The organism is Pararhizobium antarcticum, from assembly GCF_001885585.1.
In the GTDB taxonomy this organism is placed as follows: domain Bacteria; phylum Pseudomonadota; class Alphaproteobacteria; order Rhizobiales; family Rhizobiaceae; genus Pararhizobium; species Pararhizobium antarcticum.
Map to the genome: position 1 here is coordinate 41,104 of NZ_LSRP01000078.1, position 14,697 is coordinate 55,800.

General features: G+C 60.7%; 9 protein-coding genes. 7 read left to right on the forward strand and 2 right to left on the reverse strand.

The features are described 5' to 3' along the window. Window positions 1-82: 82 nt before the first annotated feature. Window positions 83-3,346, reverse strand: a complete 3,264-nt coding sequence (locus AX760_RS09890; protein ID WP_083531137.1) for a type ISP restriction/modification enzyme — start codon at window positions 3,344-3,346, stop codon at window positions 83-85. Between the two features lie 425 nt (window positions 3,347-3,771). On the opposite strand from AX760_RS09890, the gene AX760_RS09900 reads away from it, so the two are divergent. The 5 genes from AX760_RS09900 to AX760_RS09910 all read left to right on the forward strand — a co-directional run bounded on the left by AX760_RS09900 (window position 3,772) and on the right by AX760_RS09910 (window position 8,090). Next, window positions 3,772-5,070 carry an Hsp70 family protein gene (locus tag AX760_RS09900; RefSeq protein WP_071832716.1) on the forward strand — a complete coding sequence of 433 codons (1,299 nt, stop codon included), beginning with the start codon at window positions 3,772-3,774 and terminating at the stop codon, window positions 5,068-5,070. 46 nt (window positions 5,071-5,116) lie between these two features. Then, on the forward strand, window positions 5,117-6,061 hold the full coding sequence (locus tag AX760_RS09905) for a uracil-DNA glycosylase (RefSeq protein WP_071832743.1): 945 nt from the start codon (window positions 5,117-5,119) through the stop codon (window positions 6,059-6,061). Window positions 6,062-6,215: 154 nt separating this feature from the next. Continuing rightward, window positions 6,216-6,392 carry a hypothetical protein gene (locus tag AX760_RS26480; protein WP_087149212.1) on the forward strand — a complete coding sequence of 59 codons (177 nt, stop codon included), beginning with the start codon at window positions 6,216-6,218 and terminating at the stop codon, window positions 6,390-6,392. 50 nt (window positions 6,393-6,442) lie between these two features. Further along, entirely contained in the window at window positions 6,443-6,589 is a 147-nt protein-coding gene (locus tag AX760_RS27160; RefSeq protein WP_175552040.1) for a hypothetical protein, read from the forward strand. Window positions 6,590-6,809: 220 nt separating this feature from the next. Beyond that, window positions 6,810-8,090, forward strand: coding sequence for an MFS transporter (locus tag AX760_RS09910; RefSeq protein WP_071832744.1), 1,281 nt, complete (start codon window positions 6,810-6,812; stop codon window positions 8,088-8,090). Between the two features lie 18 nt (window positions 8,091-8,108). Here AX760_RS09910 and AX760_RS09915 read toward each other — a convergent pair whose 3' ends face one another. Beyond that, window positions 8,109-9,047: a DMT family transporter gene (locus AX760_RS09915; protein ID WP_071832717.1), complete on the reverse strand. Its 939-nt coding sequence runs from the start codon at window positions 9,045-9,047 to the stop codon at window positions 8,109-8,111. Window positions 9,048-9,507: 460 nt separating this feature from the next. Between AX760_RS09915 and pepN the strand changes: the two genes are divergently transcribed. Further along, on the forward strand, window positions 9,508-12,156 hold the full coding sequence (pepN, locus tag AX760_RS09920) for an aminopeptidase N (protein ID WP_071832718.1): 2,649 nt from the start codon (window positions 9,508-9,510) through the stop codon (window positions 12,154-12,156). Window positions 12,157-12,365: 209 nt separating this feature from the next. Beyond that, the gene (locus tag AX760_RS09925) at window positions 12,366-14,693 is read left to right on the forward strand and encodes a PAS domain-containing sensor histidine kinase (protein WP_071832719.1); all 2,328 of its coding nucleotides are present in this window, start codon (window positions 12,366-12,368) and stop codon (window positions 14,691-14,693) included. Window positions 14,694-14,697: the final 4 nt, after the last annotated feature.

Here is a 14,697-nt window from a genome sequence, read left to right on the forward strand (position 1 = left end):
CAGCCAAGCGCATTTGCGCATGAGGTCATGCGGCAGGATACCAATATCTAACGTGCACGTAAACGTCAAAAATTTGACGACACTATCGCCGCGCCACCTTCATCGCTTCGGTAATCGCCACCGTCTCGACCGAAACGCTGACGACGCGGGCGATCAGGTCGATGACGTGGTCCTTGTAGTCGGCAAAGCGGTAGGTGTTGAATTTCTCGCGGATGGTCGGGTCCTTCGGGGTCTTTTCCTTGTACTGGTCAAGGATCCATTCGACGCCGGAGCGGTTGCCGAGCCGGTAGTCCCAGACTTCGGCCGGAATGCCTGATAGCGTGGTTTCGCTGTCGAGCCGGATGATGCCGTTGTCCTTGTCGGCCTTCAGCACGGCCTTGGGCGCAACGCCTGCACTGCGGGCCTTTTCATCCGGCGTATCGACCCGCGCAATCGGAAAGGGCGCAACCGTCTCATAGCCGATATGCAGCGCCATCAGCCGCCTGCCCCAATCGGCCCAGACCCAGAAATCCGGATAGAAGGGAATGCGCGGAAACTCGCGCTTCAAATTCTGCGCATAGGTCTCGCGGTAGACCGGATCATGCAGCACACCATAGACATAATGGAAGATGTCGTCCTTGGTGATGCTTTTCTTTCCCTCCCCCTTGCGGAGAGCGTGGCCCGAAGCGGGCGGCTCCGGGTTGATCTCCCCCCTTGTGGGGGAGATGTCGGCCGCGCCGACAGAGGGGGGTATCGCTGCAAATTCGGAGGTTGCGGCTTCGCCCGCCTCTGCCATCAAAGCTGACTTCTCGCCTTCAAGCGGGGAGATCAACCCGTTTTTGCCATAGGCCTTCTGAAACTGCTTCAGGCCCCAGTCGGTGATATTGTCGATCCGCTCGCCATCGGGGGTGTAGCGGTAGCGGGGGGTACAAACAGTTCCGGCAGCTGCGCCGACGTAGTGTAAGTCAGGCAGTCGATCTACAGCACTCACCATCCACGGTTTCTGCGCTGACGGGTCACTGAAAACAACAAGCTTGTTGGTTTCGTAGCTCTCATACGGAAAAATTGAATCCTGTTGATACAGCCTGTGAGTTACTATGCGGTCATAATATGTGAAAGGCGCGCAAAATGGGCGATAGGCTGCAGCCCTAATTCTAGAATCTCGAAATTTGAGCGGTACTCTATTCTTAAGGTAGGTTTCGAGTTCGGATGTCCATTTTATGGATCGCGATACCCAATTGTTCGTATTCTTCGTGTCTGACTGAGAAGACCAGCGCGTCCTTTCAGACTCGTAAGTATCGATGAACAGTTCGACTTTTTCCGAAAGACGCTTCCTATTAACGTCATAGACCCACTCATCGCGAGCTGTCACGACGCCAAGAGAGTGAAGCTTGAATATCGCTCTCTCCTGCCCCGCTGTCTTCGCCGCCTTGGTCTTTTTGTCCGCCACGGGAATCAGACTGTCCCAGTCATTCTCGGTCAGATTGATCCAGTTGGCGCTTTTGTCCGACACGATCCGCTCAAAGGCCATGGAGGACAGTTTTGACGCGCCGAGAAAAGCCAGCTTGTCATCGGCGGTGTCCATTTCGGGACGCCGGGCATAGAAAATCTTGCAGCCCTTCTGCTTGCGGCGCTTGACGAAGAAGGCGATGGCGACGCCGGTCTGGATGCCGAAGACGTTGTTTTTGGTGCCCGAGAGTTTCGGATTGGCCCTGATGTCACCGCCGAGATCGACCACGTGGATTTCGTTGAACTCGGCTTCCACGGCACGGCGGAAACCATCGAAAGTGCGACTGTCGATGAACGAGCGGTTGGTGATGAAGGCCAGCACGCCATCATCATGCATGCGGTCCGATGCCCAGCGGAAGAAGCGGGCATACATGTCGTAGACCTTGGTCTTCTGCGCCGTCGATAGTCTTATGTAGCTCGACTTGATCAGCTCATCGATGCGCGGGTAATCGCGGTTCTTGTTGTTGTCGTTCTCGTTGGCCTGATTGGCATTATACGGCGGATTGCCGATAATCACCGAGATCTTGCGGGCATTCTGGCGCTTCACACGCGCGACGTTTTCATCCGAAAGCCCGGCAAACATATCGTGCTGGAAGCCGGCCTTGATGCCGAGGCCTGCGACATTGTCGAGCGTGTCGACAAAACACAGATTGGGATATTCGGCGAACTGGCCCGAGATCGCAGCATAGGTCGCCTCAATGTTCAGGTTGGCGACGTAATAGGGCAGGATCGCCACTTCATTGGCGTGCAGCTCGTTCTTGTATTTGTGGGCGAGCTTTTGCGGGTTGCCGCGAAAATGCTCCATCAACTCGCAGATGAAGGTGCCGGTGCCGGTTGCCGGATCGAGGATCTCGACATGCTCGTCGATCAGGTTCTTGCCGAAGTGTTTTTCGCAGAGCCAGTCGGCGCCCTCGATCATGAACTTGACGATCTCGTTGGGCGTATAGACGACACCGAGCCGATCGGCCTTTTTCTTGTCGTACACCTTGTAGAAATTCTCGTAGATGACCTTCAAGAAGGCCTGCTTTTCCGAATGGCTTGTGATCAGCGCCGCATTGGCCCGGATCGTCGCATAATAGGTTTCCAGCCCCTTCAGCGTCTCGCGCTTGACCTGTCCGGTGAAAAACTTGCTTTCGAGCGAATAGAGCTCTTTGGCGATGTTGTTTTCCCGGTGGAAATCGCCCTGGTCGAAGACATGGGCAAAAATCTCCTCGGTCAGGATATGCTGGATCAGCATTTCGCGCACATCGGCCTCGCCGACGGACGGGTTGATCGTGTCGCGGGCGTGCTGGAGAAACCTGTTGGCTGCCGTCTGGAAGGCCGGATTGTCGGCATAGGCCGTGTCGATCTTGTCGCGCAGCGCCTTCAGCACGGCTGGAATATCGGCCTTGAACTGCTCGACCGCCTTGCGGAAATCGCGGATTTCGGCGCGCTCGTAGGAGAAGAACAGGTTGAGCAGTTTCAGCAGCGCCGGCTCGGTCATCGGGCAGCGCATCACCTCCTGCCGGTTCTGGATCAGCACCGCGACGCGGCTGTCCTCGAAGATGATATTGTCCTGCGGATAACCCTTGGCGAGTTTCTTTGCAATCTCCGCATCGAGATCGTCGCTAGTGTCCTTGGCCTCCCAGTAGCCGAGCGGCACGCGCAGGTCATGCAGGATCGTGCCATCCGGGCGGATGCGGTTCTTCTGGGTGGACTGGAATTCGTACTGGTTGATGAAATGCAGGTTGGAGGAGCGCGACCAGGCTTTCAGGAGATCCTTGAAGGCCTCCGAAATCACGCCCTCGGTCACCGAGCCGGAAAATTTCTTGTAGCGTTCGAGGTCGTTCAAATATTGATTGATCAGTATCTGGCTCATGCACATCTCCCAATGCCCGCATCTAGGCCGATTGCAGCCGCCGGTGGAAGCGGTTTTTCTGCGCAGCCATCATGCGGGACAACTGCAAGGGGATGCGGGGGTTTGCGATGCGCTCCCTCTTCTCCCCCACGGGGAGAAGTGCCGAGCGACTGCGAGGCGATGAGGGGGTGGGTCGGCAGATGAGCGTTGCATGGGTGGAGCCCCCTCATCCGCCCTTCGGGCACCTTCTCCCCGCGGGGGAGAAGAGAGGCACGCCGCCGGCGACGCCGAAGCCCAGGGCGATCCTGCCTTGCTTTGGCCGCGCGGCCATGGCATGAGGCGCGCTTTCGAACACACCAAGCCTCCCTCCCACAGCGCACGCCCGGGCCCGATCACGCCTTTCGCGGTGGCGCGCGCATGGCTTTGACGACAGGAGACATCAGATCATGGCCAAGGCTCTCGGCTTCGATTTCGGCACCACCAATTCGGTTCTGGCAGCCGCGCAGGGCGACAGCACGCAGTCGCTGAGCTTCACCAGCGCAGCCGGCAGCAGCGATTCGATGCGCACCGCGCTGTCGTTCATGAAACATGCCAAGCTCGGGGCGGCCGCCGTCAAGATCGAAGCCGGTCAGGCGGCGATCCAGCAGTTCATCGACAATCCCGGTGATGTGCGCTTCCTGCAGTCGATCAAGACCTTTGCCGCAAGCCCGGTGTTTCAGGGCACGCTGGTGTTTGCCAAGCGCCATGGTTTCGAGGATCTGATGCGGCTGTTCCTCGGGCGGCTTGCCGATTATGCCGGCGATGGCTGGCGCAAGGATTATGAGCGGATCGTCGTCGGCCGTCCCGTGCGCTTTGCCGGCGCCAATCCGGACGAGGCCCTGGCGCTGTCGCGCTACAACGAGGCGCTGTCCTCCTTCGGCTTTCCGCAGGTGCATTATGTCTATGAGCCGGTGGCGGCCGCCTTCTATTTCGCCCAGCACCTGAAGCAGGACGCCACTGTGCTCGTCGCCGATTTCGGCGGCGGCACGACAGACTATTCGATCATCCGCTTCGAAAGCCATGCGGGCCAGCTGACGGCCACCCCGGTCGGCCATTCCGGCGTCGGCGTTGCCGGCGATCACTTCGATTTCCGGATCATCGACACGGTCGTCTCGCCGCTGATCGGCAAGGGCAGCCAGTTCAAGAGCTTCGACAAGCTGCTCGACGTGCCCTCCAGCTATTACGCCAATTTCGGCCGCTGGAACCAGCTGTCGATCTTCAAGACGCTGAAGGATTTTACCGACCTCAAGCAACTGGTGCGCTCGGCCGTCGAGCCCGACAAGCTCGAAGCCTTCATCGATCTGGTCGATCATGACGAGGGCTATCCGCTCTACCAGGCGATTTCGGCGACCAAGATGCGGCTGTCGAGCGAGGAAGAGACCGAGTTCTACTTTGCGCCGCTCGGCGAAAGCAGCCGCCGGACGGTGCGCCGCGCCGATTTCGAAGGCTGGATCGCGCCGGATCTGGCGCGCATCGAGGAGGCGCTGGACGAGGTTCTGGTGACGACCAACACGGCACCCGGCAGCATCGACAAGGTGTTCCTGACCGGCGGCACCTCCTTCGTGCCCGCCGTGCGCCGCCTGTTCGAAAACCGCTTTCCGCTGGACCGCATCGAAAGCGGCGGCGAACTCCTGTCGATCGCCCATGGCCTGGCGCTGATCGGCGAGCGCGACGACATCGAAAGCTGGACGGCGATGGCGGCGTGATGCCAGGTCCCTTCCCTGCCTGCGCCCGCTTCTGTACAAGGGCATGATGATCGCCACCGAAAGCCTCAGCGCCGCCGAACTTGCCGCCCTCCTGCATTTCCATGCGGATGCGGGCGTCGAATGGCTGCTCGAGGAAACGCCGGTCGACCGGTTTGCCGAATTCGAGGCGGCGAAAGTGGCCCGGCGCACCGGCGGCGCAGCCGTGCAGCAAACGCAGGGCGCAAATCCGCAGCCAGCCCCGGCAGCCCGACAGGCACCGGCGCGCCCGCTGCCGCAGCCCCCACCAAGCCGGCAACAAACGGCGCCGCAAACCACGACCGCCTCCGACACCACCGACCGGCGCATGGCAGCGCTTCCGGCAAGCCCTGTCGCCGCCGTGGCGATCCCCGACGAGCAGGCGATCAGCGAGGCCCGGTTTGCCGCCGAATCGGCCCGTTCGCTGGCCGAACTGAAGGCGGCGATGGAGGCGTTTACCGGCTGCAACCTGAAGAACAGCGCCCGCACCATGGTCTTTGCCTCCGGCGAGGCAAAAGCCGAGGTCATGGTGATCGGCCCGGCGCCGAGCGGCGACGACGACCGCGACGGCCTGCCCTTTTCCGGTAAACCCGGCCAGATGCTCGACCGCATGCTCGGCGCCATCGGCCTTGCGCGCGAAACCGTGCTGCTTGGCAATGTCATTCCATGGCGGCCGCCGGGAAACCGCGTCGCGACGCCGCGCGAAACCGACATCTGCCGGCCCTTCATCGAGCGGCAGATCGCCCTTGCCGAGCCGCGCCACCTGCTGATTCTCGGCAATTTCGCCGTCCGGTTCTTCTTCGGCGGCACGGAAACCATCCACAACAGCCGTGGCGAATGGCGGGATGTGCAGATCGGCGGCCAGACCTTTCCGGCCCTTGCCACCCTGCATCCGCAGGACCTGATGTCGGCCCCGGCCAGCAAGCGGCTGGCCTGGCAGGATCTGCTCGCCTTTCAGGCGCGGATTCGCGGTTAACAGCCCGTCAACGGCCAACCTGCCTCATTTGTGAACATTGCATGAAGAAAGCCATGCGGATTGCGCATACCAGCAACGCGTTGGCTCGCCTTGCAGAATCTATGCTGCGCTGCAATATAAGCAGACGGGAGGACTGGAATAAAGGAATTGGACCATGACTGCCCGTTTTCGCCCCATGCACAGCACGTTCGAGACCTTGCGCCATACGGGCTCCGCCCTGCGCACCTCGTTCAACAGCTTCGGTTCGCCAGCCAATGAGCAGATGACCGCTGCAGGCTATGCCCGCACGACGCGCCCAGCCCAGATCTTCGCCGAATTCATCCAGCGCTGAAATCCGGGTCTCGCGACCCAGATCTTGCCAACAACCCAAGGATACCGATCATGTCAGCACCCATCCGCTCGCTCCGGATCCTCCTCGAAGACATCGGCACAGCCGTGCGCGCCTCGCGCGAATACACGCGCCTGAGCCAGGAGGCTCCTTCGACAAAGGCCGATCGCCAGACGATCAGCAATCTCCTGCCGCGCTGAACAGCCGCTCTTCCTTTCAGGCCAAGCCCCATCCCGGCGCGCTGCACCCGCATGCGCGCCAAAACTGCTGTTGCGAAACAGGAAAAATGCGCCACGCCCTGTCGCAATCGACAGGGCCGCGGAATGGCATTAAAGCGACACTCCTTCTTTGATTGCCAGAGCCAACGGTGATTCCCGAAGCGGTTGCGACCGTGTCCGGACCGTCCGCGCAGGAGCCATGATGTTTTCCAGCCTTGCCTCTGTGCTCAGCCTGATGCTGTCGACACTCCTGATGATGGTCGGTTTCGGCCTGGCAAGCTATGTGCTGCCGGTGCGCTCGGTCGCCGAGGGCTGGTCGACGCTGACGATCTCGGTGATTGCCACCGGCTATACGCTGGGTTTCACGCTGTCCTGCATCGTCACACCGAAATTCGTGCTGCGCGTCGGCCATGTGCGGGTGTTCACGGCCCTGGTGACGCTGCTCAGCATCGCCATTCTCCTGTGCGGGCTGGTCGTCGACTGGCGCGCCTGGATCCTGTTCCGGGCGATTTCCGGCTTTGCGATTTCCGGCAGCTATCTGGTGATCGAAAGCTGGCTGAACGAGAAGGTGACCAACGAAAACCGCGGCGCGCTGTTTTCGCTCTACCTGATCACCACCATGCTCGGCACGATCGGCGGGCAATATCTGGTGCCGCTTGGCGATCCCACCAATGGCTCGCTGTTCATCCTCTGCGGCGTGATCTTTTCGGCAGCGCTTCTGCCGACGGCCCTGTCATCCTCGCCCCTGCCGGCACCGCCGGCGCAGGCGAAATTCGACCTGCCCGGCCTTTACCGGCGCTCGCCGGTGGCCGTCGTCGGCGCGTTTCTGGCCGGTGCCATGTCGGGCGCCTGGCTCAATCTGGGGGGCGTGTTCACCCAGAAGGTGGGAATGTCGACGGCCGAAGGCGCGACGCTGCTGGCCTCGCTGCTGTTCGGCAGTGCCCTGTCGCAGATTCCAATCGGCCGCACCTCCGACAGGATCGACCGGCGCATCGTCATGGTCGGCTGCGGTATCGTCGGCGTGATATCCTGCCTGACGATGGTGGCCTTCATCGGCGCAAGCCCGACGGTGCTCTACATCATCGCCGCCTTCGTCGGGTCCGTGCTGTTTCCGATCTATGCGCTGAACGTCGCCCACGCCAATGATCTGGCCCGGCCGAACGAATATGTCGAGGTGTCCTCCGGCATGATGATCACCTATGGCATTGGCACGATCTCCGGGCCGCTGATGGTCGGCCCCGTCATGGACCGCTTCGGACCCGGCGCGCTGTTCCTGGTGCTTGCGGTTTACTTCGCGCTTTATGCCGCCTATGCCGCCTGGCGCATTGCCCAGCGCGAGCAGCATGACGGGCTTGTCGGCAAAACGGATTTCCACGCCAACACGGTGCCGCAACCGGGCACCGAAGCGGTCAACGCGATGAACATGGCACCACGGCCGGAGACCCTGATCGACGACGACACGGCGCCGAACGGCGGCACCTGAACGGCAGGGCCCTGGTGTTCAGCCCTGCGGCGTCACGTGCTTGCGGGCGCCCTTTCGCTCGAGGCCAAGACGGTGTTCCCGGAAAATGATGAAGATGCCGGCGCCGACGACGATCGTGGTTCCGATCAGCATGACGCCGGTCGGCACCTCGTCGAACAGGACATAGCCGATGCCCATGCCAAGCAGGATCGAGGTGTATTCGAACGGTGCAATGGTCGACATGTCGGCATAGCGATAGCTCTGGGTCAGGAGGATCTGCGCGATGCCGCCGCAGAAGCCGGCCGCCATCAGCAGTGCGAAGGTGCTCCAGGGCAGCGGTTCCCAGCCAAAGGGCAGCGTCAACAGCGAGAAGCAGGATGCCGACAGCGAGAAATACAGGACGATCGTGTGGGTTCGTTCTTTCTGCACAAGGTTTCGCACCAGCACCATGGCGACAGCGCCGAGTGCCGCCGACAGGAGCACGGCAAGGGCTCCGAGGGCTTCGTCAGACCCTGCATCACCATCGGTGAGCAAGGTCAGCCGCGGCCAGGTGATGATCATCACGCCGATCAGCCCGACCAGAACTGCCGACCAGCGGTAGAGGCGGACAGTTTCCTTGAGGAAGATGGCGGCGAAGACGACGGCCAGGAGCGGCATGGCATAGCCGATGGCGATCGCTTCCGGCAGCGGCAGGTGCACCAGGCCGTAAAATCCGCAACTCATCGCGAGGATGCCGATGAAACCGCGGGTCAGGTGCCCGAAGATGTCGCTGGTCTGGAAGGCCGTGCGCAGATGGCCCTTGAGCGCGAGATAGAGCAGGATCGGCACCATGGCGAAGGCCGAGCGATAAAAGGTGATCTGCCCTGTGGCAATCTCGGTTCCGGCGGCCTTGATGAAGGTCGACATGCAGACGAAGACCAGAACCGAGAGGACCTTCAGGAGAATGCCCTTCATCGGGTTGATGTGTTCTGCATCCATGCGTCTGGCTCGTTGGACTTGCGGCAGCAGGCCGAGCATCGGAAGCGACAGGCTGCAAGGGATAGGGCGACCGGGAACCAGTCGCATGAGGTAGCAAGTCCATATTAGCGCGCGGATCCCCGAAATAGGATCAATTTTCGTGATGTGGGCTTGAAATATTTGATGAAAACGGAAGCTGGCCTGCTCTCTTCGGAAAACAATCGCGATCCGTCATGGAAAAAATATTTAAGCAAGGCGAAAAATATCAAACGAGTTTAAATATTGTTAGGGCGATTTTCGTACATCTAGGCTCCACTAAGGCAGAATGGTTCAAATCGGGACAGTCAAAGTGCTGTGCCGGCGGGCCGACCTGATAGACAACGCAGCAGACCGGCGTATTATTTGACCACGGCGGCCTTTCCACCATCATCGGCATCAGCCAAAACGTCTGACGTCCGGATGATGCAAAGCAGGACATCCAATGCGCACAGATACCGGCGAAATCATTCATCTGGAAGACTACCGGCCGACCGATTTCGTTTTGGAAAGAGTGGATCTCACTTTCGAACTGGATCCGTCGGAAACCAAAGTCGAGGCGCGGCTGATCTTCCATCGCCGGGAAGGTGTCGATGCGCGCGCGCCGCTTGTTCTCGATGGCGACGAATTGAAGATGACGAGCCTGCTTCTCGATCAGGATGAGATCCCGAGTGCGAATTTCGACGCGGCCGATCATTCGCTGACGATCCGCGGACTGCCGGAAACGGCCCCCTTCGAGATCACCATCACCACCGAGCTTTCGCCGCAGACCAATACCAAGCTGATGGGCCTTTACCGCACCAGCGACGTCTACTGCACCCAATGCGAAGCCGAAGGCTTTCGCCGCATCACCTATTTCCCCGACCGCCCGGACGTACTCGCCCCCTACACGGTCAACATCATCGCCGACAAGGCGACTGCGCCGCTGCTTCTTTCCAACGGCAATTATCTCGGTGGCGCCGGCATGGGCGATGGCCGGCATTTCGCCGCCTGGTTCGATCCGCATCCAAAGCCGAGCTATCTGTTCGCGCTGGTTGCCGGTGATCTCGGCATCGTCGAAGACACGTACACCACTCTCTCCGGCCGCGACGTGGCGCTGAAGATCTATGTCGAGCACGGCAAGGAAGCCCGCGCAACCTATGCCATGGACGCGCTGAAGCGCTCGATGAAATGGGACGAGGACGTTTTCGGCCGCGAATACGATCTCGACATCTTCATGATCGTCGCCGTTTCCGACTTCAACATGGGCGCGATGGAAAACAAGGGCCTGAACGTCTTCAACGACAAGTATGTTCTGGCCGATCCGGAAACCGCGACCGACGCCGACTACGCCAATATCGAGGCGATCATCGCGCATGAATATTTCCACAACTGGACCGGAAACCGCATCACCTGCCGCGACTGGTTCCAGCTTTGCCTGAAGGAAGGTCTGACGGTCTATCGCGACCACGAGTTTTCCGCCGACCAGCGGTCGCGCACGGTCAAGCGCATCGCCGAGGTCCGGCACCTCAGAGCCGAACAGTTTCCGGAGGATGCAGGCCCGCTCGCCCACCCGGTGCGCCCGGTCAAATACCGCGAAATCAACAATTTCTATACGACAACGGTCTACGAAAAAGGCTCCGAAGTCACCCGCATGATCGCGACCATTCTCGGGGCCGATCTGTTCAAGCAGGGCATGGATCTCTATTTCGACCGGCATGACGGCCAGGCCGTGACGATCGAGGATTTCATCGCGTGCTTTGCCGAGGTCAGCCAGCGCGACCTCACACAGTTCTCGCTCTGGTATCACCAGGCCGGCACGCCGCTGGTCACCGCGTCGACCAGCTATGACGCCGGCCAACAGACCCTCACCCTGTCGCTCGAACAGATGGTGCCGCCGACGCCTGGCCAGAACATCAAGGAACCGATGCACATTCCGCTGCGCGTCGGCCTTTTGCTCGACGATGGGGCCGAGGTGACAATCACGGGTGTAACGGGCGCCGAAGTCACCGGCGACGTAGTGCATCTCGTCGAACGCAAGCAGACCGTTGTGTTTTCCAACGTCCCTTCCCGGCCGGCCCTGTCGCTCAATCGCGGATTTTCCGCGCCGATCAACCTGCATTTCGAGCAGTCCTCTGAAGACCGCGCCCATATCGCCCGTTTCGAAAGCGACCTGTTTGCCCGCTGGCAGGCCCTGAACGATCTTGCTCTGCCCAATCTCGTTTCCGCCGCAGCGAGCGCCAAGGCCGGCCTGCCGGTCGAATGCGATGCCGCGCTTGTCGAAGCCCTTCTTGCTGCAGCCGCCGACGAGGCGCTGGAACCGGCCTTCCGGGCACAGGCCCTCGCCCTGCCGAGCGAAGCCGACATTGCACGCGAAATCGGCGGCAACAACGATCCGGACGCCATTCATTCCGGTCGCCAACAGATCATGACGGCCATTGCCGCAGCCGGACGCCAGATCTTCACGACGCTGGTTGAGCGTACGGCTGATACGGATGCGTTCAGCCCGGATGCGGCAAGTGCTGGCAAGCGGGCCTTGCGCAATGCCGCCCTCTCCTACCTCGTCTATGCCGAAAATGTGCCCGGCCGCGCCGTGAAGGCCTTCGACGCCGCCAACAATATGACGGATCTGAGCCAGGCGCTGACCATCCTTGCCCACCGTTTCCCCGATGCCCCGGAGACGACGACCGCGCTGGCCACTTTCAAGCAGCGTTTTGCCGAAAACGGGCTGGTGCTCGACAAATGGTTCACGATCCAGGCGACCATCCCGGGCAGCGCTGCACTGGCGCGGGTCAAGATGCTGATGGACGATCCGCTTTTCAACGGAAACAACCCGAACCGGGTGCGCGCGCTCATTGGCACCTATGCCTTTTCCAACCCGACCGGCTTCAACCGCGCCGACGGCGAAGGCTATCGCTTCCTCGCAGAGCAGATCCTTGCCATCGACGCGCGAAATCCACAGCTCGCGGCCCGCATCCTGACGGCGATGCGCTCCTGGAGATCACTGGAGGACGGCCGGGCCGAGCACGCCCGCAACGCCTTGCGCGAGATCGCGGCGGCGCCAAAACTCTCTCCTGATGTCAGTGACATTGTCGAGCGCATGCTCAAGGGATAGGCCCGAAAACGATGCTTTTCCTGTTGAAAACCCCGCATTTCGGGGTTTTCCGCACAGGTTCTGCGGCCGCCCAGCAGTCGGCTATGATTTTCCCATGATTAGAAATGGTTAACAAAGTTTAACGTTTTCCTCTGGACAAGGCGAATCACAATTGATTCATTAGGCTAGATTCGGGCGAGCGGCGCGACGAATCACCAGAGGGTGACAGATTGACAAAGATGGCGGACGCGCGGCGGGGACGCGCAGCCGGCGGGGCATTGCGCTTCAAATTTCCAAGGTTTTCAACCTTGGAAAAGGAAGTCATCCAGCACGCAAGGCTTTTCACGGAACCGGCGGCACTGCGCCTCTCGCGGGCAGAGCCACTGCTGAAGCGGTCGATACCGATCCTGATTATTGCGTTTCTGCTGGTTGTCGCGATCTCGCGGATCAGCGGCATCATGCTGGAATATACCCGCATGGAATCTTCCTACAGCCAGACAGCGATGCTGGCGGCGGCGACAGCGAACGCCGCTTTGAATCCGGACAGCGCCACCCTTTTTGCCAATGCGCAGCGCTGGGAAGTCGAGCAGCGGCTGTCGACCTATCTCACCCCGGATCTCCTGGAGCAGGGTTCCTTCATTCTGGTTATGCAGAAGGGTGGCCAGATTTTTGCCAGTTCTGCAAAGGGCGGCGGTTATATCGGCCGGTCGCTGGCCACCATCGCACCGGAAGTCGCCGCCTTCCAGTATTTCGGCGAACGGTCCACTCTGATGCGGGCCTTCATCGACGGCGCCGAACATGTTGTCGTTCTCACCCAGATGCCGGACGCCGTCGGAACGGTGCTCGTTGCCACCCCGCTGAAACGCATGGAAACGCTCTGGCGCGACGAGGTCTCCCTCAACGTCACGCTGTTTGCCGGGATTTCGGCGATCCTGCTCGTCATTCTCTATGCCTATTACATCCAGGCAAAGCGTGCCCGCGATGCGGATGCGATCTTTGCGGAATCCAACCTGCGTGTTGAAACTGCCCTGTCGCGCGGACGCTGCGGCCTCTGGGACTTCGACATGAAGAACCGGCGACTGTTCTGGTCGCGCTCGATGTATGAAATGCTGGGCATGGGGCCAAAGACGGCCGTGATGTCGTTCGGCGATGCAGCGCGCCTCATGCACCCCGACGACAACGGCATCTACAAGGTGGCCCGCACAATCGCCAAGGGCGATGCAAAACAGATCGACCAGGTCTTTCGCATGCGCCACGCCGACGGCCATTATGTCTGGCTGCGCGCGCGCGCCCAGTTGATCCGCACCTCGTCCGGTCGGATGCACCTGATCGGCATCGCCATGGACGTCACCGAGCAGCATCGGCTGGCACAGCGCTACGCCGAGGCCGACCAGCGGCTTGCGGACGCGATCGAATGCACCTCGGAAGCCTTCGTGCTGTGGGACAAGAACGACCGTCTCGTGATGTGCAACACCCATTACCAGGAAGCCTACGCCCTGCCCGACGAGGCCCTGGTTCCCGGCACCGATCGCGTGGTCGTCGCATCGGCAGCGGCCCGGCCGATCATCGAGCGGCGCATCGCCGATCCGGACCGGTCTAACCAGTCGCAGACGACGGAGGTGCAGCTTGCCGACCAGCGCTGGCTTCAGATCAACGAACGGCGCACCCGGGACGGCGGCCTCGTTTCGGTCGGCACAGACATCACGCTGCTGAAGCGCCACCAGGTTCGCCTGCGTGAATCCGAGCGCCGGCTGATGGCGACGATCGGCGATCTCTCGACATCGCGCATGACGCTTGAACGTCAGAAATCCGAACTTTCGGTCGCCAATGCCAACTATCAGGCAGAGAAGGAGCGGGCTGAGGGCGCCAATCGCGCCAAATCCGAATTCCTTGCCAACATGTCGCACGAACTGCGCACGCCGCTCAATGCCATCCTCGGCTTTTCGGAAATCCTGCAGAACCAGATGTTCGGACCGCTCGGCTCGGAGAAATACGACGAATATTCCCGCGATATCCATGAAAGCGGCCAGCATCTGCTGAACGTCATCAACGACATTCTCGACATGTCGAAGATCGAGGCGGGTCATATGAAGATCAACCGCGAAACCATCGATCTCGCGCCGCTGATCGAGGAAACGCTGCGCTTCACCACCATCCCGGCCGTGCAGAAGAACATCTGCGTCGACCAGCAGATCTCCTCCGGCCTGACGATGAATGCCGACCGGCGCGCCATGAAGCAGGTCCTGCTCAACCTCCTGTCAAACGCGGTGAAGTTCACCAATGAAGGCGGCAAGATATCCCTGCGGGCACGCAAGGTGGCGGGTGCCGTGACACTGACGATTGCCGATACGGGCATCGGCATTCCCCGCGCGGCGCTCGAAAAGATCGGTCAGCCTTTCGAACAGGTGCAGAGCCAGTACGCCAAGAGCAAGGGGGGCTCCGGTCTCGGCCTTGCGATCTCGCGCTCGCTGACGAACCTGCATGGCGGCGCGATGAAGATCTATTCCGCGGAAAATATCGGCACCATCATCTCCGTGCGCATTCCCGACAACGCCTGAAGCC